Here is a 23,435-nt window from a genome sequence, read left to right as displayed (position 1 = left end):
CTACATTTGGTGAGTTTGAAGGTCAGGCCGCCGAGAACGGCACGGCTACGAAGATTTTGTTGCCATCGCGTTCGACAAGCAGGAGCACCGACTTGCGGCCCGAGTTTTCGGCATTGGCAACGGCTTTCTTCACATCGCTTGCATTGGCTATGGGCTGGTCGTTCACCGAGACGATCACGTCGCCTGTCTGAATACCCGCGGCGGCGGCCGCTGCGTCCTGGTTCACGCCGGTGACGACAGCGCCCTTCGCGCTTCTCGGCAGGTTCAGTTCGTCCCGGATATCTGGCGTCAGGTTGGAAAGTGCCATGCCGAGGCGCGGGCTACCTTCCTGCTTGCCGTCGCTCTGTTCAGCCGCCGCCTGCTTGTCGCCGGTGTCGCTGCCGCCGATAGTGACATTGAGTTCTGTGCTGCTGCCATCGCGCCAGACCGTCAGCGTTTCCTTGTTGCCCGGTGCCATGTCGGCAACCAGGCGCGAGAGGTCCCTCGGGCTCTTCACGCTTCCGCCGCCGACAGCCGTGATGACATCACCGGTCCTGAGACCCGCACGGGCCGCGGGGGTGTCGCCGGTGACTGCGGCGACCAGCGCGCCCTGGGGAGCGCTGAGACCGAGAGCGTCAGCAACATCGCGTGTTACCTCTTGGATTTGAACGCCGAGATAACCATGCTCGATGGAGCCGTTCTTCTGAAGCTTGGCAGCGATCGCCTTTGCTTCGTTCGATGGTATCGCGAAACCGACGCCGACACTGCCGCCATTCGGCGAATAGATTGCCGTGTTGATGCCGACGACGTTACCGTCACGGTCGACCAGCGGGCCGCCGGAATTGCCGTGATTGATCGGCGCATCGATCTGAATGAAATCGTCATAGGGGCCGCTGTGCAGGTCGCGGCCTCGGGCCGAGACGATGCCCGCCGTCACGGTCGTGCCGATACCGAAGGGGTTGCCGATGGCCAAAATCTCGTCGCCAAGTTTCAGCTTGTCGGAATCGCCCCAGGCAACCGTCGGCAGCGGCTTCGATGCCTGGATCTTCAAAACGGCGATATCGGATTTGGGATCGGTGCCGACCAGCTTGGCAGGGAGTTCCGTGCCGTCATCCAAGGTCACTTTGATGTCGATGGCGTTGTCGATGACGTGGTTATTGGTAACGATGACCCCGTCCGGGCTGATGATGAAGCCGGAGCCAAGCGCCATGGCGCGCTCACCTTGCTGATGCTGCGGAGCCTGCTTCGGAAGCGGAATGCCCTGCTGTTCGAAGAACTGGCGGAATTGCTCCTCCATCGGTGACTGCTCGCTGCTGACATCCGTGGTCTTCATCGTCGTGGTGACGGTAACGACTGCAGGTTTGTCGGCGTCGACAACCGGTGCGAAGGAGGTGCCCGATGCAACCGTGCCGTTGACCCCGGCAGGTGCGGCTACGGCACTTGAGGCGTCGATGGCAAAAGGCACGACGGCCGTGCCGGCAATCAGGGCGGCGCCGACCAGAGCTGCGGCGCGATGCTTGGAGATGATCATTGACATGGTGGAAAGGTCCCTTGCGAAATCAATGCATGGCGGCGTCACGGTTCCGTGTCGGGGAACCCGGCCGTCGGGCGAAACTGGCGTCAATTCTTTCGTCTTCTGAATGAAACCGTCAGCGTGTGACGGCGAATACTGTCAAGCGGAAGAACTATCGCTTAAGAGTCATATGCTCCGCTGGGGCCGTATTTACAAATTAAATGTTCATTACAGATTCATTGCAAAAATTTAAGCATTACAAAGATTTAATACTTGGACGGAAAGCAGATTCCACAGCTTCTGGTTGGACGATTTCCGTCCCTGAAACGGCGGCATCAAGCTTACCGGCGAGCTGCGCAGCAACGAAGGCAGCGTGTTCCGTCACCTGCGGCAAACCCATGAGTTCGCCAAACGTGCCGCGCGCAAGCGGGCCTGAAATGATCAGTGTCGGGTTGGGTTGGTCGCCGGTTCCAATTGCCTCAGAGATTTCGTTGCAGGCGATGCCGAGGCCGGTCGGGTCGAGCTGTAGATGTCCGGCTTCGTTGAGCTCATGCAGCCATCGCTGGCTTTCGAGTATGCCGCCATGAGCGGGGCCCGTTGTCACGACCACTGCGTCGAAGCATTTCTCCACGCGCTGGCCGTTTCTTTTGCGAAGAACCACATCAATGCCACCGCCATTGACCGTCGCGTCAGCGACGGAAGCGGCGAGAACCTGAAGCCTTCCTTCTGCAATGGCACGGTCGAGAACTTCCTCGACCTGCGGCGCGATCCGGAAACGATGGACATCCCAGTAGGGCCGCAAATGGCGAACGATGCGGCAGCGTTCCGCGACCGGCAGATTGCGCCAGATTTCATGGCCGTTGCTGCGCACCTGGTCGATGACCGCATGCCAGCTTGCCCCGGCTTCGACAGCTTGCCTGATCGTCTCGCGAACCTTCCGGAGAAGAGCGGCAGCGCTTGCCGACGGGTCGGAAAGAAAATCGCCAAAGGGGTCTTGGCGGGAGGGCGGATGGCCGCGCGAACGAAGTCCGCGGCGCGAAATCGAGATAATCGGCCCGCGATGGCCTCCGCGCGTCATTGATGCGACGATGTCAGCGGAGGTCAATCCATTGCCGACGATGAGGACGCGATCGTCGGGGCGAATGACATCCAGGGAGCCGTGCCGCGTCGAATCCGCAACGAAGCGCGGATGATCGGCCAATGCCGCCGAAAGGCTGCGCGGTGCCGACGGCGCGGGATGGGTCGCGGCGATCACGAGAAAATCGGCTCGTGTTTCATCATCATTCTCGTCGGTTATCAGCCAGCCTTCGGGGCTCGAGGATACTTTTGTGACCCGCGCCTTCCTATGCTCGACCGCACCGCCTTCGAGGAGGGGGCGCAGTTTCGCAACCGCGTAAGCGCCAAACAGACGGCGCTGCGGGAAGAGATTGCCATTCGGCCACAGCGCTTCCGGATCGTCCGCGACCCTATCCTTATCCACCACCCATTCGAGGAAGTCTTCCGGCTGATCGGGAAGCAAGCTCATGCGTGCCGCAGGCACGTTGATGCGGTGGGCGGGGTCTTCGGTGTCATAAGCAAGCCCGCGGCCAATCTCGGCACGCGGTTCGAAGACGATGATCCGCGGCGGTTTGGCCGCCGTTGCCTTTGCCAGATGGTAAGCGACGCCCGCGCCGGAAACGCCACCGCCAATGATGGCGACGACCGGCCCTGCCAATGCATCCGTCTCGTTTTTCGTCACCGCTGCCGGTCCAACCGAGTTCTTGCGCAGATCTTGAAGACAAGGCACAGCCAGCTTCTGCACGAAGCCGCAGAGAATAATCTATGAAATTTATGGAATTGTGCAAGCGGCTGCAGTCCAGCGGTCGCCACGAAGCTGAGCTCCGCGGCATCGCCGGTCAGGCGACGGTGCCCCGCGCTCTTCTTTGGTAGACTTCAGGATCAGGAATCGGCACTGCGGCGATCAAGGTCCGCGTATAGTCGTCCTTCGGGTTTTCGAAGATCTCCCGTCGCGTCCCTGTCTCGACGATCTGGCCGTCGCGCATCACCGCGACGTGGTGCGACATGCGCTCGACCACGGCCATGTCATGGGAGATGAAGAGATAGGCGAGCCCCATCGTTTCCTGCAGTTCCAGCATCAGATCGAGAACGCGTGCACGCACCGAAACGTCGAGTGCGGCAACGCTCTCGTCGGCGACGATCAGCTTCGGCCCGACCGCAAGAGCGCGGGCAATGCAGATGCGCTGGCGCTGACCGCCGGAGAATTCGTGCGGGTAGCGGGTCGCGGCATCGGGCGTCAGCCCGACCCGGCGAAGCAGCTCGGCGACGCGATCCCGTCGCTCGCTCTTGCTGCCGATGCCGTGGATCACCATGGGCTCGGCGATCGCTGCCCCCACCGCCATGCGGCTGTCGAGCGAAGCGTAAGGATCCTGAAAGATCATTTGAGCCGAGCGGCGTACCGGGCGCATCGCTCGCTGGCCAAGACCGGCAATGTCCTGCCCGTGGATCTGGACATCGCCGGTGAAGGGAATGAGCCCAAGCACCGCCTTGCCAGTCGTCGACTTGCCCGAACCGCTTTCGCCGACGAGCCCGAGCGTTTGTCCGGGCAGGATATCGAACGAGACGTCATGCACGGCCTGAACCGGCGCTTTGCCCTTGAAGAAACGGCCGACAGGGCTGCCGTAACTCACATTCAGCCCACGCACGTTTATGACTGGCGAGCGATCGGTGCGCTCCGGCTCGATCTTGCGCTCAGTCACCCGCGGCGGACCATCCGTTCCCGCCAGGGCTCCGAGCCGCGGTACGGCGGCCAGCAACTGCTTGGTATAGTCTTCCTTCGGCCAGTTGAAGATCGCAAGCGAGGGGCCTTCCTCGACGATCCGGCCTTGCTGCATGATGGCGACGCGGTCGGCCATCTCGGCGACCACGCCCATGTCGTGCGTGATCAGGATGATCGAGGTGCCGAACTCGACCTTCAACTCGCGCATCAGCTTCAGGATCTGGGCCTGAACCGTGACGTCGAGTGCCGTTGTCGGCTCATCGGCGATCAGCACTTTGGGCCGGCAGGAGAGCGCCATGGCGATCATCACGCGTTGGCGCATGCCGCCGGAAAGCTCATGCGGAAACTGCTTCAGCCGCCGGGCCGGGTCGGTGATCTGCACGGCGTCGAGCATCTGCAACGCCACCGCTTCGGCATTGCCGCTGCCCTGATGCTCGCGGATCGCCTCGGTCAGTTGCGCGCCGACCGACATCACCGGGTTCAGCGACGTCATCGGTTCCTGAAACACCATGGCGACATCGCCGCCGCGCACGCTGCGCATCGTGCGATTGGAGAGCTTCAGAAGATCGCGTTCACCGAGCAGGATATTGCCGGATGTGACGCGCAGCGACGTCTTCGGCAGCAGCCCCATGACGGCGAGCGAAGTCACCGATTTGCCGGAGCCGGATTCTCCCGCGATGCAGAGCGTCTCGCCGCTTGCAAGATCGAAACCGACATCCCGAAGGACCGGTTTCAGACCCTCCGGCGTCAGGGCATCGACGCTGAGATTGCGTACGGAAAGAACGGGCGCGGCAATGGAGGACAAGGTCAAGCGAATACGATCCTCGGGAAGTAGAAGGAGACCACCCAGTTCGGCTGATCGACGATTTCGCTGATGCGGAGATCGCCGCAGACAGAGCAGAGCAGATATGCATCGACCGCGCTCAGGCCATGCTCGGCGCCGAGCAGGTCGATCATGCGCATGACGCTTTCGCGGGCGCCGGTCATCAGGTCCGGACCGATGCCGGTCGTCACCTCGTAGCCGGCGCCGTCGAGATGGCGGCTGACGGGCTCGGTTGTCGTGAAGCGCGGCGTCTGGAGCTTGGCATCCTTGACGAGTTCGATCGTCGCCTCGACGTTCATCTGGCTTTCGATCGCGGTGCCGCAGACTTCGCCGTCGCCCTGGGCTGCGTGCGTGTCGCCGATCGAGAACAGAGCGCCTTCGACCTCTACGGGCAGGTAGAGCGTGACACCGGCAGTCAGGTCGCGAATATCCATGTTGCCGCCGACGCGACGCGGAGGCACGACGGAATGGGTGCCGGGTTCGGCAGGTGCAACGCCGATCGTGCCGGCGAACGGCTTCAGCGGCACACGGCCGCCCGGGCCGTAGAGGGCAGGAACCATGCTGTTGGCATCGTAGGACCATACATGCAATGCCGGGTCCTTGAACTGGTCGGCAAGCAGGCCGAAGCCCGGGATATTGGCCGTCCAGCCAGTCCCCGACGGGATGAATTTGCGCAGCGTCACCTTCAGCGCATCGCCGGGCTTGGCGCCCTCGACATAGACTGGGCCAGAAACTGGGTTGATCTTGCCGAAATCGAGATTGTTCAGCGTGTCGAGCGTCGCGTCGCGACCGAGCTGGCCGCCCGAGGAATCGAGGCACTCGAAGTGGATCGTCTCGCCTGGCTTGGCAACGACGGCGGGCGCGAAATCCTTGTTCCAGCCGAAATTATGCTGGGCGCGGTGAATGGTGTGGGTGCAGACGATGCACATGCTTGTGTCTCCCTAGATTCATGGCCCTCTCCCGGCGTACCGGGAGAGGGTTCGATCCTTTTGAGGACCTATTGGTTCACGTAGATCGCCTCGTAGTCGATGACGCGGGTCGGATCGATGTAGATCTCGTCCGGGCCGCCCATGCGCTTCGACTTGGCGACGACGCGGCGCTCGTTGAAGACCGGGATCCACGGTGCGTCCTTTTCCTGGATCTCCGTGAAGATCTTGCTCCAGGTTTCCAGGCGCTCCTTCTCCTTGGCCGGCAGCGGCATGGCGTCCGCGGCCTGAGCGCGCTTTTCCATGTCCTGGTTGCAGTACCACGACCAGTTCCAGCCGCCGGGCACGGCGCTGCCGCAGGCAAGGATCGGTCCGTAGAAGTCGGAAGGATCCGGGAAGTCGGCAATCCAGCCCATGCCGCCCGACCAGATCATCGGCGCCTCGCCCTTGGTGCCGCCGGCGGCGATCACGTTCGGGTTGGCGAGCGCCTTGATCTCGACCTTGACGCCGATCGCGGCCAGATCCTGCTGGATCGCTTGGGCGATACGCGGCTGCGGATCCGTGTTGGAGGTGTAGAGCGTGGTGCTGAAGCCGTCCTTGAGGCCGGCCTCGGCGAGCAGCTTTTTCGCCCCGGCCTGATCGAAGGGATAGCCCTTGTAGTCCTTGTCGTAGCCCGGCATCAGCGGCGGCAGAACCTGGCTCGCGGGTTCCGCACGGCCGTTGATGATGCGGACGATGCGGTCCTTGTTGATCGCCATGTTGACGGCCTGACGGACGCGGGCGTCGTCGAGCGGCTTGACCTGCGTATTGAGCGTCACATAGCCCGTCTGCATCTGCTGGCGGTCGACGATCATGCCCGCGAATTCCGGAGACTTCTTCATTTCCAGGAACTTTGCCGGCGGGATGCCGTCGCCGGCGATATCGACTTCACCCTTCTGCAGGCGCAGCAACGCTACCAGCGGCTCCTGGCCGATCTCGACCTTGTAGCCGTCGATCAGTGGACGCTCCTTGATGAAGTAGTCCGGATTGCGCTCGAAGGTGAGACTCTGGCCGACCGTCCAGTCCTTCAGGATGAAGGCGCCGGAACCGACCGGCTTCTTGCCGAAATCGCCGCCAGCCGCTTCGACCGCTTCCTTAGGCACGACGGAGGAGAAATTGAGCGCAAGCACGTTGAGGAAGGTCGCGTCCGGCTGGACGAGGTTGAACTGGATCGTGTGGTCGTCGACGACCACGATGCCTTCCATCGTCTCGGCCTTGCCTGATGTCATGGCATCTGCGCCGACGATCGAATGGAAGAAGCCGGCGCCGGGGCCTTGCGTCTTCGGATTGACGGCGCGCTCGATGGAATACTTGACGTCGGCGGCGGTGAGCTCGCGGCCGTTGGTGAACTTGACGCCCTTGTGGAGCTTGAAGGTGTAGGTCTTGCCGTCCGAGCTGACCTCATAGCTCTCGGCGAGCGACGGCTTCAGCTCGGTGGTGCCCGGCGTGTAGTCGACCAGGCGGGAGAACATGGCGTTGATCATCGACCAGTTCTGCCAGTCGTAGCCGATCGCGGGATCGAGCGTGGCGATATCGTCCTTGTAGGTGACGACGATGTTGCCGCCTTTGGCCGGGGTTTCGGCGGCGTGGGCCGAGACGGCCGGCGCCAGCGCGGTCGTGGCGAGCATTGCGGCGAATGCCGCCTGGCGTAGGAATGTCTTTTTCATCAGGGAACTCCTCTGTTGGTTTTTTGCTCGGTTATTGCGCGCGGATGCGCGGATCGATGAAGGGCGCGACGACGTCGGCAAGCAGGTTGCCGAGCACGATCGCCAGCGCCGAGACCAGCGTCACGCCCATGATGATCGGCACGTCGACCTGCTGGATGGCTTGCCAGGCGAGCTGACCGATGCCCGGCCAGCCATAGACGGCTTCCACCACCACCACGCCGCTCATGAACTGGCCGATATCGATGCCGATCATGGCGATGATCGGCAGGATGGCATTCGGCAGCGCGTGCCGGAAGAGAATGCGCCGCGAGGAAAGGCCTTTCGCACGGGCGGTGCGGACATAGTCCTGATTGAGAACGTCGATCATGGCGGAGCGCACCATGCGGGCGTACCAGCCGGCGCCGAGAACGCCGAGGGTCACGGCCGGCAGGACGACATGGTTGACCGTACCGAAGCCCGACATCGGGAACCAGCCGAGCGTGGCGGCAAAGACGTAGAGCAGGAGCAGGGCGACGACGAACTGCGGCGACGAGACGCCGACGAAGGACAGCATCATCACCGTGCGGTCGACAAAGCCGCCTCGCTTGACTGCGGCGATGACGCCGAAGGTAAGACCGAGCGCAACTTCGACGAGAATGCCGGCCGCCATCAGGATGAGCGTGGCGGGCAGGCGCGCGACGATCAACGGCAGTACCGCGGTCTTCTGTGTATAGGAGCGCCCGAGATCGCCGTTGATGAGCCCGCCGAGATAGTGGAGGAACTGGACGACGAGCGGCTGGTCGAGGCCCAGTTCATGGCGGATGGCTGCGACCGTCTGCGGCGTCGCACTGCGGCCCGCGATCAGCACGGCGGGATCGGCCGGCAGCGCGTAGAGCAGCAGGAAGGTGATGACGGCGACGCCAAGAAGAATGAGAACGGCCTGCACCAGCCGGCGAAGCATCAGGAACGCCATCTCAACCTCTCCCGCGCTGCGTCGGATCGAGGATGTCGCGGAGTGCATCGCCGACGAGATTGAAGGACAGCGCCGTCGCCAGAATGACGGCGCCGGGGATGAACACCAGCCAGGGCGCGTCCTGGAAATAGCTCTGGCTTTCGAAGATGATGTTGCCCCAGGACGGCTGCGGCGGCTGAACGCCGATGCCGAGGAAGGAGAGTGTCGCCTCCAGAAGCACGGTCGTCGCAATGCCGAGCGTTCCCCAGACGATGGCCGTGGGTATCAGGTGGGGCAGGATATGCATGAAGAGCACGCGCAGATGACCGGCGCCGAGTGAGCGTTCAGCCATGATGAAGTCGCGCTCGGCAAGGCCGCGTGTCTCGGTATAGACGATACGCGCGACCTGCACCCAGTTAACGAGCGCAATCACCATCGCGACGATCCATAAACTGGGCTTCAGGAGGGCTGCGAGCACGATCGCCAGCAGCAATGCGGGAAACGCCATCATCAGGTCGGTGAAGCGCATCAGCACGCTGCTTGCGAAGCCGCGGACATAGCCTGCGACGATGCCGATGAAGAGGCCGATCGTGACGGCAATGCCATTTGCCACGAGGCCGATGACCAGCGAGGTTCGGGCACCAAAAAGCAGGCGGGAAAAGAGGTCGCGGCCGAGCGTATCCGTGCCGAGCAGGAACTGTCCGCCCGGCGGCAGCGGCGCGCCCTCCAGCGACAGGCCGTCGAACATCTGCTCTTCCGGGCTGAAAGGTGCTATCAGCGGCGCGGCGATTGCCATCGTCACCACGACGACGACGACCACGAGGCCGATCAGGGCTGCAGGCTGGCGCAGCATGGCTTTGAGTACTCGCATCAGCCAACCTCCGGCAATGGTTCGGCGCCGCCGAGAATGAACGCGGCGATCTGCTCCATCGGCAGGCGCCGGCGCATGGCGCAATCGCGCAGGATCGCATAGGCGCGTTCCTCGTCGAGCCCGCGGGCCGTCATGAGTTTCTCAACGGCGGCATGGACCAGCGGACGAAGCCGCACGCGCTCTTCCAGATATTGCAGCCGTTCGGCATTGTTCTTGCGCTCCTGATAGATGGAGACGGCCATGACGAGCGCGGGATAGACGGCCGATGTTGCGATCGGCTTGGCGATGATTGCTCCAGCACCTTTTTCGAGTGCCCAGGCAATGCGGCCCGGTGCTTCGGAACCGAGCAATGCGACGACCGGGCAGGCCGGATTGGCGCCCGTCCATGGCAGGAGGTCGTCCCAACCCTGATCGGCATCGACAATCACGATCTGAGGGAGTTCGGCGGCGGAAAGCGGAGCCCACTGCAGCGTCGCGCGAATGCCAAGCAGGCGCAGTTGCCGGATCAGCCTTTCGGTGTTGCCATCTTCGCGGTGGATAATCGCGGCATGCCAGCCTGTAAAATTAGGGGTCTCTCTCATGACACCACCCGCAGCTTCGGCGGCGCCTGCTTGTCGCGCCTGGTGAGATAGGGGTCGGCGGCGAGCGGCGGGCGCGAGGCGATGACATCGAAGCCGTTGTTGGGATTGATGCGGCCGAGATGGAAGGGCAGCGCCGCATGATTGGTTTCGGGATCGATCGACAGCGCGCCGAATAGCGTCGGCCAAGTATTGGCGTAGAGTTCTCGGCGTACCGACGGGGGATCGTCGCTGCCTGCGGCGAGGATAGCTTCGGTGCAGAGCTTGACGGCTGTATAGGCACTGGCAAAGACGCTCGAGACGCGCCGTACACGGCCATATCGCTGAGCGACTCGGACTTTGAACGCGGCGTTCTCCGGCGTACCAAGATTGTCGAAATAGGAAGCGGCGCAAAGCTGCCCGACTGCCGCGCCGGCCGCGATTTCATCCAGCTCGCATTCCATCAGGTCGCAGCTGACGACCGGGCAATTTTCAGCACGGAATGCCGGGTCGCGAACCCCAAGCTGTTTGATGGCCTCCAGGAAGGCGTAACTAGAGGGGCCGATCAAATTGTTGAGAATGAAGCTCGGGCGGCGCTGCTCGATGTCCGCGACGATGCGCTCGACAGCCGTTTCCTCGAGTGGCAGGTAGCGCTCGCCGAGAACCTCGCCGTCGGCATTGCTGATAAGTTCGCGGGCGAGACGGTTCATCTCCCAGCCCCAGACGTAGTTCGCTCCAACGAGGTAGGGGCGGGCGCCGAATCGCGGGATGAGATGGTCGAAAAGCGGGATCAGATGCTGGTTCGGACAACCGCCGACATAGATGACATTCTCGTTGGCCTCGAAGCCCTCATAGGGGCACATGTACCAAAGGAGGCCATCGTGTTTTTCCACAAGCGGAATGACTTCCTTGCGGGCGGCAGACGTGATCGTACCGACGATGTGGCGGCATCCGGCACGCAGCAGGTGGCGGGCGCCTTCGAGATAGGCAGAAAGATCGGCGTGCGGATCGAAGAAGACCGGCTCGATCGTTTGCCTGCCTGCCGCGGCGAGCTCCTCCATCGCAAATTCCGCGCCGTCGCGCGCATCGCGGCCCATCGACCCGTAAGGGCCGGTCGTGGAGAAGAGGATGCCGATCTTCAACGTTTTATCCATGCGGAATCCAAAAAACAAAAAACCCCACGACGCGGTCCCATCGGTTGATGGGGCGTCATGAGGCGAAACTGCCCAGCGACTATCGAAGTCATGTAAGCGCGGAGGCAGTGCCTAATCCACAGGCGTGAATAAAATACCGGCAGTTCGGCTTGTCAAGGGCAGCGAGAACACGACTCATGGTTTTGTTGTCGAGGCAGGCAAGATGTTCCATTCGTCTTGACACCAGCGGCGCCCGATCCTAACCTTCACGCATTCACCAGGGGGGTCCCGGCAAGGGGCTGAGATACTGCTGACGTGCGCAGTGACCCGTTGAACCTGATCCAGTTCATACTGGCGTAGGGACGGTGCGAGCGCTCGAAAGGCTTTGGATTCCGCCAAGGAATCCGTGCCGGCGTCTTTCCATCATTCCGGCTGAGGACTGGGTCTCCAAATCGCAACTTGGAGCCTCAAACCATGAATATTGCCGCAAAAATTCCCACCCCGACCGTCACAACCGGCCCGCTGCCGGCATCGCGCAAGATTTACGTTCCGGGGGAGATTCACCCCGATATCCGGGTGCCGATGCGCGAGATCAGCGTTCACCCGACCTCGGGCGAGCCACCGGTCACCGTCTACGATTCCTCCGGCGCCTATACGGTCGAGGGCGCCGATATTCGCATCGAGGAAGGCCTGCCACAGCTTCGGCGGGACTGGGTCCTCGCCCGCGGCGACGTCGAGGCCTATCAGGGCCGCGATGTGCGCCCCGAAGACAACGGCTTTGCCAAAGGCGAACGTTTGACGCCCGAGTTTCCCGCCAAGCGCCAGCCGCTGCGCGCAACGAATGGCAAAGCGGTCACCCAGCTCGCCTATGCGCGCGCCGGCATCATCACGCCGGAGATGGAATTCATCGCCATCCGCGAGAACCTCGGCCGCAAGGCACAGAAAGAGGCCATGGTGCGTGATGGCGAGAGCTTCGGAGCCCATATTCCGGATCACGTCACGCCGGAGTTCGTCCGCCAGGAAGTGGCGGCAGGCAGGGCGATCATTCCCGCCAACATCAACCATCCGGAATCCGAGCCGATGATCATCGGCCGGAACTTCCTGGTGAAGATCAATGCCAATATCGGCAACTCCGCCGTCACCTCGTCGATGGCGGAAGAGGTAGAAAAGATGGTCTGGGCCGCGCGCTGGGGCGCCGATACCGTCATGGACCTTTCGACCGGCCGCAACATTCACAACATTCGCGAATGGATTATCCGCAACTCGCCTCTGCCGATCGGCACCGTGCCGCTCTACCAAGCGCTGGAGAAGGTCGAAGGCATTGCCGAGGACCTGACCTGGGAAATCTACCGCGACACGCTGATCGAGCAGGCGGAGCAGGGGGTCGACTACTTCACCATCCATGCCGGCGTCCGGCTCCACTACATTCCGCTCACCGTCAACCGCGTGACCGGCATCGTCTCGCGCGGCGGCTCGATCATGGCGAAGTGGTGTCTGCATCACCACCGCGAGAGCTTCCTCTACGAACATTTCGAAGAGATCTGCGATATCTGCCGCGCCTATGACGTCTCCTTCTCGCTGGGCGACGGCCTGCGCCCGGGTTCGATTGCCGACGCCAACGATGCCGCGCAGTTCGCCGAGCTCGAGACCCTTGGCGAACTCACGAAGATAGCCTGGGCGAAGGACTGCCAGGTCATGATCGAAGGGCCCGGCCACGTGCCGATGCACAAGATCAAGGAGAACATGGACAAGCAGCTCGCCGTCTGCGGCGAAGCGCCCTTCTATACGCTGGGGCCGCTGACAACCGACATCGCGCCCGGCTACGACCACATCACCTCCGGCATTGGGGCGGCGATGATCGGCTGGTTCGGCACGGCGATGCTCTGCTACGTTACGCCGAAGGAGCACCTTGGCCTGCCGGATCGCAACGACGTCAAGACCGGCGTCATCACCTATAAGATCGCCGCCCATGCAGCCGATCTCGCCAAGGGGCACCCGGCCGCTCAGGTGCGCGACGACGCGCTGTCGCGCGCCCGTTTCGAATTCCGCTGGGAGGACCAGTTCAACCTCTCGCTCGATCCCGAAACGGCACGTTCCTTCCACGATGAGACGCTGCCGAAGGAGGCGCACAAGGTCGCGCACTTCTGCTCGATGTGCGGCCCGAAATTCTGCTCGATGCGGATCTCGCATGACATCCGCGCCGAAGCGCAGAAGGAGGGCTTGGACGCTATGGCGGCTCGCTACCGGGACGGCGGCGATCTCTACATGCCGGTCGATGGCATCAAGCCTTCGGACGGCTGACATGCGCATGCTTGTCAAAGGGGCCGGCGTTGCCGGCCTCACGGTGGCCCATGAGCTTCGCACCCGCGGAGCCGAGGTTACCGTGTTCGACCAGTCTCCGGGATTCCGCCGTGCCGCATCGTGGCTGGCCGGCGGAATGCTGGCGCCCTGGTGCGAGCGGGAAAGTGCGGAGGAAGCTGTGCTCGTGCACGGCCTCGACGCAGCCGACCGGTGGGATGCGATACTGCCGACGGAAGTTCGAAGGAACGGCACGCTCGTGGTGGCGCCCGCGCGCGACCAAAGCGAGTTGCAACGCTTCGCTAGCCGCACTTCAGGTTACGAGTGGCTTCGTGAAGAGGATATTGCCTCGCTGGAACCGGCGCTTGCCGGGCGCTTCAGGCAAGGTTTGTTCTTTTCCCGCGAAGCGCACCTCGACCCGCGCCGAGCGCTGACGATGCTGCGAGAGAAACTGACGATGCAGGGTGTGTCGTTCGTCGGCGAGTGCGCTGACGAGCGCGGCTTCGACGACTGTGTCGACTGCACCGGCGCTGGGCAAATCGGAAAGACGGAGGGCCTGCGAGGCGTCCGCGGCGAAATGCTCTACCTCCAAACCCATGAGGTGACGCTCGACCGTCCGGTTCGTCTCCTGCACCCTCGCATTCCGGTCTATGTCGTCCCCCGTGGCGGCGGGCTTTTCATGATCGGTGCCACGATGATCGAGACCGAGTTCGATGGTCCGGTCTCGGCGCGCTCGTTGATGGAATTGCTGAACGCCGCCTATGCGCTGCACCCCGCGTTTGCCGACGCAACGGTTGTCGAAACCGGCGTCGGCATCCGGCCCGCCTTTCCCGACAACTTCCCCCGCGCGACCCGCGAAGGAAAGGCAGTCGTTGTCAACGGTCTCTATCGCCACGGCTTTCTGCTCGCACCGGCGATGGCCGCCAAAGCCGCGGATCTTGTCTTCAACCCAACTGGAAGGAATGCCCCATGAGACTGATCGTCAATGGTGAGCCTCAGGATATCGCCGCAACGACGCTCTCCGAAGTGCTGACGCTGATGGAATACGAGGGCGATTGGCTGGCGACCGCCGTCAATGGCGAGCTCGTTCACCGGGAGGACCGCTTGGCCCACAGCCTCAATGAGAACGACAGGATAGAAGTCCTGACGCCGATGCAGGGAGGCTGACCGATGCTGAACCTATACGGAACCGATGTTACGTCCCGCCTACTCCTCGGCACTGCCCGCTATCCTTCGCCGGCTATCCTTTCCGAGGCGGTGAAGCGATCGGGAACGGAGATCGTGACGGTCTCGCTGCGCCGGGAAGCCGCCGGCGGCCGAAACGGCGGCGCGTTTTTCGAGATGATCAGGGCGCTGGACGTGCGCGTGCTGCCCAATACCGCAGGCTGTCATGGCGTCTCGGAAGCGGTGCTGACGGCCAAGATGGCGCGCGAGGTGTTTGGAACCAACTGGATAAAGCTCGAGGTGATCGGCAATCACGATACGCTGCAACCCGATGTGTTTGGGCTCGTGGAGGCTGCGCGCATTCTCTCGAGTGAAGGCTTCGAAGTCTTTCCCTATACGACTGACGACCTCGTCGTTGCGGAACGGCTGATCGAAGCGGGCTGCAAGGTCCTGATGCCCTGGTGCGCGCCGATCGGGAGCGCCGCCGGGCCGCTCAACCCCTCCGCGCTTCGTGCGATCAGAGCGCACTTCCCCGATATACCGCTCATCGTCGATGCAGGCATCGGCCGGCCGTCGCATGCCGCAATGGTCATGGAACTCGGTTTCGATGCCGTGCTTCTGAACACCGCGGTCGCCGGTGCCGGCAACCCCGTCGAGATGGCCGATTCCTTCGCCAAGGCGATTGAGGCCGGAAGACTGGCATTCGGCGCCGGCATGCTGGAACCGCGCGACATGGCCGTGCCCTCGACCCCGGTTATCGGGAAGGCGGTGTTCGCATGAGGCTCGACCCCTTCTACCTGATCGTTGACAGCGCCGAGTTGATCGCTCGTCTCGTGCCGCTGGGCGTTAAGCTTGTTCAACTGCGCATCAAGGACCGTACGGAGGCGGAGATCCGCGTTGAGATCCGTACCGCAAAGGCGATCTGCTCCGCATATGGCTGCCAGCTGATCGTCAACGACTATTGGAAACTGGCAATCGACGAGGGATGCGATTTCCTCCATCTTGGCCAGGAAGACCTTGCTGAGGCCGATCTCAACGCGATCCGTGCGGCTGGCCTGAAGCTCGGCCTCTCGACCCATGACGAGGCTGAACTGGAGGCGGCGCTGGCGGCGGAGCCAGACTATGTCGCCCTCGGCCCCGTCTATCCGACGATCCTGAAGCAGATGAAATGGGCGCCGCAAGGCCTGGAACGGCTGCGTGAATGGAAGGCGCGGATCGGCAGCCTGCCGCTCGTCGCCATCGGCGGTCTCAATATCGATCGCATCGACGGCGTCTTTGCGCATGGCGCAGACAGTGCGGCCGTGGTGACGGACATCACGCTGCATACTGATCCGGAGGCACGTACCCGGCAGTGGCTGGAAGCCACGGCCAGATGGAGAGCCGCATTGCCCTCGTGACCGCAGCAAGGTACGCGGCTTAGCCGCGTCTAGATGTGCAACGCGTGGCCAAGCGCCTTGAGGGCGGCCTCCTGCACGCCTTCGCTGCGCGTCGGGTGGGCGTGGATCGTTCCTGCGATATCCTCGAGCCGCGCGCCCATTTCCATGGTGTGCGCGAACATGGCTGAAAGCTCGGAGACGCCGACGCCGACAGCCTGCAAACCGAGCACGAGATTGGTATCGGTTCGTGCCACGACGCGCACGAAGCCGTCTTCCGAATGCATCGTCATGGCGCGGCCATTGGCATTGAAGGGAAACTGGCCGACGCGGACGTCATAGCCCTGCGCGCGCGCCTCGCCGGGAGAAAGGCCCGCCGTCACGATCTCCGGGTCGGTGAAGCAGACTGCGGGGATGCAGCGCTTGTCCCAGGCGCGTTTACGCCCGGCGACGATCTCGGCCACCATTTCGCCCTGCGCCATGGCGCGATGGGCAAGCATCGGCTCCCCGGTGATATCGCCGATCGCATAGACGCCCCGCATTGAAGTTCGGCAGTGATCGTCGATGCGCAGGTAGGGTCCCGAACGATCGAGGTCCAGTTCCTCCAGTCCCGATCCCGAAGTTCTGGGCCTTCGTCCGACGGTGACCAGAATACGATCGGCGGGCAGCTGTTGTTCCTGGCCATCCGCTGTCTCGACCGCCAGCGCGCCGCCGTCGCCGGAGAGCCCTTTTGCCTTCGCCCCTGTCAGTATGCGGATGCCGAGTTCCCCCAACTTTCGCTGGACGGGGCGTACGAGATCAGCGTCATATTGCGGCAGGATCTGCGGCATGGCTTCGACGACGGTCACTTCGGAACCCAGCTTGGCAAAAGCAGTGCCGAGCTCGAGGCCGATATAGCCGGCGCCGACAACCACGAGCTTTTTCGGCAGTTCGGTCAGCGACAGCGCTTCGGTGGAGGAAATGACGCGGCCACCGAAGGGAAGGGCACTGAGTTCCACCGGCGCCGATCCGGTGGCGATGACGACGGTTTCGGCGCGGATGATCTGCGCGCCGGTCTCCGTTCCAACCTCGACGGTCTTGCCGTCGCGAAAGGTCGCCCGCCCATGAACCACCTTTACCTTGGCCTTTTGCAGCAGCGCCGAAACGCCGCCGTTCAGGCGGCCGACGATGCCGTCCTTCCACGCGATGGTCTTCGCAAGGTCGATGGCAGGATCCGCGACCCGGATGCCGATCGGGCTCTTGCCATTCGTCATGCTGCGCACGGCGGCAAATTCGTCCGCCGCATGGATAAGCGCCTTCGAGGGGATGCATCCGACATTCAGGCAGGTGCCGCCCGGCTTGCTTTCCTCGACGATCACCGTGTCGATGCCGAGTTGTCCTGCGCGGATGGCGCAGACATAGCCGCCCGGGCCGGCGCCGATGACGAGCAGCTTGCAGACGATCTCTTTCATGTCTCAGCCTTCAATGAAAATCAGTGCTGGCGTCTCGAGCAGCGTGCGGATGCGCTGGACGAAGGTCGCGGCATCCCATCCGTCGATGATACGGTGGTCGAAACTCGAGGAGAGATTCATGATTTTTCTCGGCACGAACTGCGTGCCGTCGAAGATCGGGCGGACGGCGATCTTGTTGACACCGACGATGGCAACCTCGGGGTGATTGATCACCGGCGTCGAGACGACGCCGCCGAGAGCGCCGAGCGAGCTGATGGTTATGGTCGAGCCGCTGAGCTCGTCGCGCGTCGCCGTGCCGGCGCGTGCGGCTTCCGCTAGCCGGCTCATCTCACCGGCGCAATCCCAGACGCTGCGCGCCTCGGCATGGCGGACAACGGGAACCATGAGTCCTGCCGGTGTCTGCGTCGCAATACCCATATGGACGGCACTGTGACGCGTGAGAATGCCTGCATGGTCGTCGAACGTGGCGTTGAAATTTGGCTGCTCGGCTACCGCCTTCACGATTGCTCGCATCAGGAAAGGCAGAACAGTCAGTTTCGGTTGCTCCGGCTTGCGATTGCTGTTCATGGTGGCCCTGAGCTCTTCCAGCGCCGTCACGTCGATTTCCTCGACATAAGTGATGTGCGGAATGCGGGAGGCCGCGACAGACATTTTCTCAGCGATGCGGCGCCGAAGACCCGTGAGCTTGATCTCTTCGGTTGCGGTCTTCCTTGCAGGTGCTACCGGCGCCGGAGAGGAGGCAGCGCCGCGGGCGACGAACTGGTCGATGTCTTCGCGCAGAATCCGGCCTACGGGGCCGCTTCCCGCCACCTGCCTCAGGTCGACGCCATGCTCCCGGGCAAATAGCCGTACCGCCGGGGACGCCAGGGGTTTTTCCGCCAGCGTTGCGGTCGCTTCGCGAGGAGCCGCCGGCTGCTTTTCTGCCACTGGCATTGCCGGTTCGACAAGCCGCAGCGGCTGGACAGGCTTCGGAGGCGCTGGAGCGGGTGCCGCCGCCTTGTCCTCGCCGCCTTCCCCCGCAGTCTCGATGCGAACCAGTGGCGCCTTCACAGCGATCTTGTCGCCGATCTCGGCTCCGAGCCAGACGACAGTGCCGGTCACTGGCGAGGGGATCTCGACCGTAGCCTTGTCGGTCATCACGGCGGCGATCACCATATCCTCGCGCACCGGATCGCCGGCCTTGACGTGCCATTCCACGAGCTCTGCCTCGGCCACGCCTTCGCCGACGTCAGGCATCTTGATCACGAATTCGCCCATGGCTCAGGCCTCCAAGACTTCGGTAAGCGCCCGTCCGACGCGGCCGGGCCCGGGGAAATAGTCCCATTCCTGCGCATGCGGGTAAGGCGTGTCCCAACCGGCAACCCGAACAACGGGCGCCTCCAGATGGTAGAAGCAATGCTCCTGCACGAGCGCTGTCACTTCGGCGCCGAAGCCGGAGGTGAGCGTTGCCTCGTGGACGACGACGCAGCGCCCGGTCTTCGACACGGACTGGACGATGGTATCGAGGTCGAGCGGCAGCAGGCTGCGCAGGTCGATCACCTCGGCATCGATGCCGGTATCTTCGGCAGCTGCCAGAGCCACATGCACCATGGTGCCATATGCGATCACCGTTACCGCCGATCCGGTCCGGCGCACCTCTGCCTTGCCGATCGGGATCGTGTAGTGCCCCTCGGGAACGTCGCCAAGTTCGTGTTTCGACCATGGCGTGACCGGGCGTTCATGGTGGCCATCGAATGGGCCGTTGTAGAGCCGCTTCGGCTCCAGGAACATCACCGGATCCGGATCCTCGATCGAAGAGATGAGCAGGCCCTTGGCGTCATAAGGATTGGAGGGCACCACGACCTTCAGTCCACAAACATGGGTAAACAGTGCCTCCGGGCTCTGGCTATGCGTCTGCCCGCCGAAGATTCCGCCGCCCGTCGGCATGCGCAGCACGATCGGGCAGGTGAAATCGCCGTTCGAGCGGTAGCGGATGCGGGCCGCCTCCTGCGTGATCTGGTCGTAGGCCGGGTACATGTAGTCAGCGAACTGGATCTCGACGCAGGGCTTCAGCCCGTAGGCTGCCATGCCGATTGCGGTGCCGACGATCCCGGACTCGCTGATTGGCGCGTCGAAACAACGAGTCTTGCCGTATTTTGCCTGAAGCCCCTGTGTGCAGCGGAACACGCCGCCGAAATAGCCGACGTCCTCGCCGAAGACCACGACGTCGTCGTCGCGTGCCATCGAAACGTCCATGGCGCTGCGCACGGCTTCGATCATTGTCATTCTTGCCATGTCAGTACCCGGCCTTCTGCCGCTGGCGGCGAATATGCGGGGGCATCTCGGCGTAGACACCCTCGAAGATGTCGCGCACGGAGGGCTTGCCGCCCGCATGCAGCGTGCCGTGATGTTCCGCCTGCTTCTGCGCCTCGATCACCTCGTCCATGATCTCGGCCTCCGCCTGGAGATGGCGCTCTTCGGACCAGGCGCCCCTGACGATGAGATGCTTCTTCAACCGAAGCACAGGATCTCCGAGCGGCCAGGCCTCGGACTCGGTCTTCGGGCGGTAGGCGCTCGGATCGTCCGAGGTCGAATGGGCGCCGACGCGGTAGGTGACATACTCGATCAGCGTCGGACCGAGATTGCGCCGGGCGCGCTCGACCGCCCACTGGGCAACGGCATAGACCGCGAGATAGTCGTTGCCGTCGACGCGGAGTGCCGGGATGCCAAAGCCAAGGCCGCGGGCGGCGAAGGTTCCAGAACCGCCGCGTGCGATGCCCTGGAAGGTCGAGATCGCCCACTGATTGTTGACGATATTGAGGATGACCGGCGGTTTGTAGGTGGAGGCGAAGACGAGCGCCGAATGGAAGTCGGATTCAGCGGTCGATCCATCGCCGATCCAGGCGGCGGCAATGCGTGTGTCTTTCTTGATGGCGGAGGCCATTGCCCAGCCGACCGCCTGAACGTATTGCGTCGCCAGATTGCCGGAAATGGTGAAGAAGCCGTGCTCCTTCGAGGAGTACATGATCGGCAATTGCCGGCCGTGCAGCGGATCAGCCTCGTTGGAGTAGATCTGGTTCATCATCTCGACCATCGGATAGTCGTCGGCGATCAAAAGACCCGCCTGCCGATAAGTCGGAAAGTTCATGTCCCCCTTGCTAAGCGCCTTTCGAAAGGCGCAGCTCACGGCCTCTTCGCCGAGATGCTGCATGTAGAAGGACGTCTTGCCCTGGCGCTGCGCCATCAGCATGCGGGCGTCGAAGGCGCGAAGCTTCATCATGTTGCGGAGACCGGTGAGCAGTTCCTCGTCGGAAAGCATGCCGGCCCACGGACCCACCGCCTCTCCCTCGCGATTGAGGACGCGAATGATCGAGTAGGCGAGATCGCGGATATCCTCGGGCGCGACATCGACCTCGGGGCGCGGCACCGCGCCCGCTTTGGCGATCTTGACGTTTGAAAAATCAGGCTGGCCGCCCGGACGGACGGCGGGTTCTGGGACATGCAGGCTCAGTTGAGCGGCTTGCGTCATATGGTCTCGTTCCTCCCTTTGCCGCCCCGTTCCGCTCCTCCCGGAAACAGGACGGCCCGTGTTTGCTATAGATTGCGTGCAATCACCATGCGCTGCACGTCACTGGTTCCCTCGTAAATCTGGCAGATGCGGACATCCCGGTAGATACGCTCGACCGGATAGTCGGCCATGTAGCCGTAGCCTCCGTGGATCTGGATCGCGTCGGAGCAGACGCGCTCGGCCATTTCGGAGGCGAAGAGCTTCGCCATAGATGCTTCCGAAAGGCAGGGGAGCCCGTTTTCACGCAGCTCGGCCGCATGGAAAACGAGGTTGCGTGCTGCCTCGATCTGCGTCGCCATGTCGGCCAGGCGGAAGGCGACCGCCTGATGTTCGATGACAGGCTTGCCGAAGGCTATTCTCTCCCGGGCATAGTCACGCGCCGCCTCGAAGGCCGCGCGCGCCATGCCGACCGCTTGCGCGGCGATGCCAATCCGTCCGCCCTCGAGGTTTGCGAGCGCGATACGGTACCCTTCGCCCTCCTCGCCGAGCCTGAGCTCCACGGGGATGCGCATGCCGTTGAAGGCGATCTGGCAAGTGTCGGTGGAATGCAGGCCAAGCTTTTCCTCGACGCGGATGACCTCATAGCCGGGCGTGTCGGTCGGCACGATGAAGGCAGTGATGCCCTTCTTGCCGGCCTCGGGATCGGTGACGGCGAAGACGATGATCATCTGGCCGTTTTTGCCTGACGTGATGAACTGCTTGGCGCCGTCGATGACATAGTGATCGCCGTCGCGTCGCGCGCGGCTGCGCAGGTTGGATGCGTCGGAGCCCGCCTGCGGCTCGGTCAGCGCGAAGCCGCCGATCCATTCGCCGCTCGCGAGCTTCGGCAGGAAGCGCTGCTTCTGCTCCTCGCTGCCGAATTTCAGGATCGGCACGCAGCCGACCGAGCTGTGGACGCTCATGATGGTTGAGCACGGCCCATCGCCTGCGGCGATTTCCTCGACGGCCGCGGCATAGGCTACGGTGCCGGTGTCGGAGCCGCCATAGGCTTCCGGAACGAGCATGCCGAGAAGGCCGAGCTCGCCCATCTCCTTGAGTTCCTCGCGGGGAAAGGCGTGATCGCGATCGCGGGCAGCCGCACCCGGCGCGAGGCGCTCGCGGGCGAAGTCGCGGGCGAGATCGCGGATTTGCTGCTGCACATCGGAAAGGATCATAAGCGTTTCCTCCCCATTCTCGTTAGTGCCGCTCGATGGCGACGGCGGTCGCCTCGCCGCCGCCGATGCAAAGGGCCGCCATGCCGCGCTTGAGATCATAGCGCTCGAGTGCCGCGAGCAGCGTGACGATGATGCGCGCTCCGGAAGCGCCGATCGGATGGCCAAGCGCGCAGGCGCCGCCGTGCACGTTGACCTTGTCGTGCGGCAGGTCAAGGTCACGCATCGCCGCCATGGCGACGACGGCGAAGGCCTCGTTGATCTCGAAGAGATCGACGTCCTCAAGCGCCCAGCCGGTTCGATCGGCAAGCTTCCCAAGAGCGCCGATCGGCGCAGTCGCAAACAGGTTCGGCGCCTGCGAATGGGTGGCGTGGCCGGTGATGGTCGCGAGAGGCTGCAATCCCCTGCGGTCGGCTTCCGAGCGGCGCATGAGCACCAGCGCGGCGGCACCGTCGGAAATCGAGCTGGAATTGGCGGCGGTCACGGTGCCGCCATCGCGGAATGCCGGCTTGAGGGTCGGGATCTTGTCGAGCTTCGCCTTGCCCGGCTGCTCGTCGCGGTCGACCGCATGCTCACCTTTGCCGCCTTTGACGGTAACAGGAGTTACCTCGGCGTCGAAATAGCCGGCTTCGATTGCTTTTTGCGCTCGGGTCAGCGAAGCGATGGCGTAGGTGTCCTGCGCCGCGCGCGTAAACTGGTAGGCCTCTGCACAGTCTTCCGCGAAGGTGCCCATCAACCGCCCCTTGTCGTAAGCATCCTCCAGCCCGTCGAGGAACATGTGGTCGATGACGCGCCCGTGGCCGAGGCGGTAGCCGCCCCGTGCCCGATCGAGGAGATAGGGCGCATTCGTCATGCTTTCCATGCCGCCCGCGACGGCGATGGAGGTACTCCCGGCGGCAATCAGGTCGTGAGCGATCATCGCGGCTTTCATGCCGGAGCCGCACATCTTGTTGACGGTACTGGCGGCGGTCGAGAAGGGCAGCCCGGCGCCGATCGCCGCCTGCCTTGCCGGCGCCTGCCCTTGGCCGGCAGGAAGCACGCAGCCGAAGACGACTTCGTCGACGGTTTCGGGCCCGACCTGGCTGCGCTGAAGGGCAGCGCGGATCGCTGCTGCCCCAAGTTCGGGCGCTGCCGCGTCGCGGAGTTCACCCTGAAATCCGCCGATCGGCGTGCGCGCCGAGCCGACGATCACGACTGGGTCCTGCAATGCCATGTCTTTTCCTCCCGAGGGACCGC

General features: G+C 63.3%; 20 protein-coding genes and 1 riboswitch. Of the genes, 5 read left to right on the top strand and 15 right to left on the bottom strand.

Features of this window, described 5'->3' with window-relative positions; genetic code table 11:
• Nucleotides 1–22 precede the first annotated feature (22 nt).
• The 9 genes from ACPYOJ_RS01045 to ACPYOJ_RS01005 form a co-directional block, all read right to left on the bottom strand.
• Nucleotides 23–1,516 carry a DegQ family serine endoprotease gene (locus ACPYOJ_RS01045; RefSeq protein ID WP_481414576.1) on the bottom strand — a complete coding sequence of 498 codons (1,494 nt, stop codon included), beginning with the start codon at nucleotides 1,514–1,516 and terminating at the stop codon, nucleotides 23–25.
• 232 nt (nucleotides 1,517–1,748) lie between these two features.
• A complete protein-coding gene (locus ACPYOJ_RS01040; RefSeq protein ID WP_481414631.1) occupies nucleotides 1,749–3,230 on the bottom strand; it encodes an FAD/NAD(P)-binding protein in 1,482 nt (493 codons plus the stop codon).
• Nucleotides 3,231–3,387: 157 nt separating this feature from the next.
• Nucleotides 3,388–5,079, bottom strand: coding sequence for an ABC transporter ATP-binding protein (locus tag ACPYOJ_RS01035; protein ID WP_481414575.1), 1,692 nt, complete (start codon nucleotides 5,077–5,079; stop codon nucleotides 3,388–3,390).
• On the bottom strand, nucleotides 5,076–6,020 hold the full coding sequence (locus tag ACPYOJ_RS01030) for an acetamidase/formamidase family protein (RefSeq protein WP_481414574.1): 945 nt from the start codon (nucleotides 6,018–6,020) through the stop codon (nucleotides 5,076–5,078). The genes ACPYOJ_RS01035 and ACPYOJ_RS01030 overlap by 4 nt, the downstream gene beginning before the upstream one ends.
• 68 nt (nucleotides 6,021–6,088) lie before the next feature.
• A complete protein-coding gene (locus tag ACPYOJ_RS01025; protein WP_481414573.1) occupies nucleotides 6,089–7,723 on the bottom strand; it encodes an ABC transporter substrate-binding protein in 1,635 nt (544 codons plus the stop codon).
• Between the two features lie 31 nt (nucleotides 7,724–7,754).
• Nucleotides 7,755–8,675: an ABC transporter permease gene (locus ACPYOJ_RS01020; protein ID WP_481414572.1), complete on the bottom strand. Its 921-nt coding sequence runs from the start codon at nucleotides 8,673–8,675 to the stop codon at nucleotides 7,755–7,757.
• A 1-nt stretch (nucleotide 8,676) separates the two neighbouring features.
• On the bottom strand, nucleotides 8,677–9,525 hold the full coding sequence (locus tag ACPYOJ_RS01015; protein ID WP_481414571.1) for an ABC transporter permease: 849 nt from the start codon (nucleotides 9,523–9,525) through the stop codon (nucleotides 8,677–8,679).
• Nucleotides 9,525–10,106, bottom strand: a complete 582-nt coding sequence (locus ACPYOJ_RS01010) for an ANTAR domain-containing response regulator (protein WP_481414570.1) — start codon at nucleotides 10,104–10,106, stop codon at nucleotides 9,525–9,527. Before ACPYOJ_RS01010 ends, ACPYOJ_RS01015 begins: the two co-directional genes overlap by 1 nt.
• A complete protein-coding gene (locus ACPYOJ_RS01005; protein ID WP_481414569.1) occupies nucleotides 10,103–11,236 on the bottom strand; it encodes a transporter substrate-binding protein in 1,134 nt (377 codons plus the stop codon). The genes ACPYOJ_RS01010 and ACPYOJ_RS01005 overlap by 4 nt, the downstream gene beginning before the upstream one ends.
• 248 nt (nucleotides 11,237–11,484) lie before the next feature.
• Nucleotides 11,485–11,596: riboswitch (TPP riboswitch) on the top strand.
• 93 nt (nucleotides 11,597–11,689) lie between these two features.
• Between ACPYOJ_RS01005 and thiC the strand changes: the two genes are divergently transcribed.
• Genes thiC through ACPYOJ_RS00980 form a run of 5 tightly spaced genes read left to right on the top strand, consistent with a single transcriptional unit; the run spans nucleotide 11,690 to nucleotide 16,074 of the window.
• Nucleotides 11,690–13,516 (top strand): phosphomethylpyrimidine synthase ThiC, encoded by a 1,827-nt coding sequence (gene thiC / locus ACPYOJ_RS01000; RefSeq protein WP_481414568.1) that lies wholly within the window; start codon nucleotides 11,690–11,692, stop codon nucleotides 13,514–13,516.
• A 1-nt stretch (nucleotide 13,517) separates the two neighbouring features.
• Complete coding sequence (gene thiO, locus ACPYOJ_RS00995) at nucleotides 13,518–14,486, top strand: glycine oxidase ThiO (RefSeq protein ID WP_481414567.1); 969 nt, start codon at nucleotides 13,518–13,520, stop codon at nucleotides 14,484–14,486.
• Nucleotides 14,483–14,680 carry a sulfur carrier protein ThiS gene (gene thiS / locus ACPYOJ_RS00990; protein WP_481414566.1) on the top strand — a complete coding sequence of 66 codons (198 nt, stop codon included), beginning with the start codon at nucleotides 14,483–14,485 and terminating at the stop codon, nucleotides 14,678–14,680. The genes thiO and thiS overlap by 4 nt, the downstream gene beginning before the upstream one ends.
• Before the next feature lie 3 nt (nucleotides 14,681–14,683).
• Nucleotides 14,684–15,457, top strand: coding sequence for a thiazole synthase (locus ACPYOJ_RS00985; RefSeq protein WP_481414565.1), 774 nt, complete (start codon nucleotides 14,684–14,686; stop codon nucleotides 15,455–15,457).
• Nucleotides 15,454–16,074: a thiamine phosphate synthase gene (locus ACPYOJ_RS00980; RefSeq protein ID WP_481414564.1), complete on the top strand. Its 621-nt coding sequence runs from the start codon at nucleotides 15,454–15,456 to the stop codon at nucleotides 16,072–16,074. The genes ACPYOJ_RS00985 and ACPYOJ_RS00980 overlap by 4 nt, the downstream gene beginning before the upstream one ends.
• A gap of 29 nt (nucleotides 16,075–16,103) precedes the next feature.
• On the opposite strand, the gene lpdA is transcribed toward ACPYOJ_RS00980, so the two are convergent.
• From lpdA to ACPYOJ_RS00950, 6 genes are all read right to left on the bottom strand, one after another.
• On the bottom strand, nucleotides 16,104–17,501 hold the full coding sequence (lpdA, locus tag ACPYOJ_RS00975; protein ID WP_481414563.1) for a dihydrolipoyl dehydrogenase: 1,398 nt from the start codon (nucleotides 17,499–17,501) through the stop codon (nucleotides 16,104–16,106).
• 3 nt (nucleotides 17,502–17,504) lie between these two features.
• The gene (locus ACPYOJ_RS00970) at nucleotides 17,505–18,758 is read right to left on the bottom strand and encodes a dihydrolipoamide acetyltransferase family protein (RefSeq protein WP_481414562.1); all 1,254 of its coding nucleotides are present in this window, start codon (nucleotides 18,756–18,758) and stop codon (nucleotides 17,505–17,507) included.
• 3 nt (nucleotides 18,759–18,761) lie between these two features.
• Entirely contained in the window at nucleotides 18,762–19,775 is a 1,014-nt protein-coding gene (locus ACPYOJ_RS00965) for an alpha-ketoacid dehydrogenase subunit beta (RefSeq protein ID WP_481414561.1), read from the bottom strand.
• 1 nt (nucleotide 19,776) lies between these two features.
• The gene (locus ACPYOJ_RS00960) at nucleotides 19,777–21,009 is read right to left on the bottom strand and encodes a thiamine pyrophosphate-dependent enzyme (RefSeq protein WP_481414560.1); all 1,233 of its coding nucleotides are present in this window, start codon (nucleotides 21,007–21,009) and stop codon (nucleotides 19,777–19,779) included.
• Nucleotides 21,010–21,074: 65 nt separating this feature from the next.
• Nucleotides 21,075–22,202 (bottom strand): acyl-CoA dehydrogenase family protein, encoded by a 1,128-nt coding sequence (locus ACPYOJ_RS00955; protein ID WP_481414559.1) that lies wholly within the window; start codon nucleotides 22,200–22,202, stop codon nucleotides 21,075–21,077.
• A 22-nt stretch (nucleotides 22,203–22,224) separates the two neighbouring features.
• On the bottom strand, nucleotides 22,225–23,412 hold the full coding sequence (locus ACPYOJ_RS00950) for an acetyl-CoA C-acyltransferase (RefSeq protein WP_481414558.1): 1,188 nt from the start codon (nucleotides 23,410–23,412) through the stop codon (nucleotides 22,225–22,227).
• Between the last annotated feature and the right edge of the window lie 23 nt (nucleotides 23,413–23,435).

Source organism: Rhizobium sp. SVR5-9E, assembly GCF_056755095.1.
This window is presented reverse-complemented; position numbering and strand designations above follow the sequence as displayed.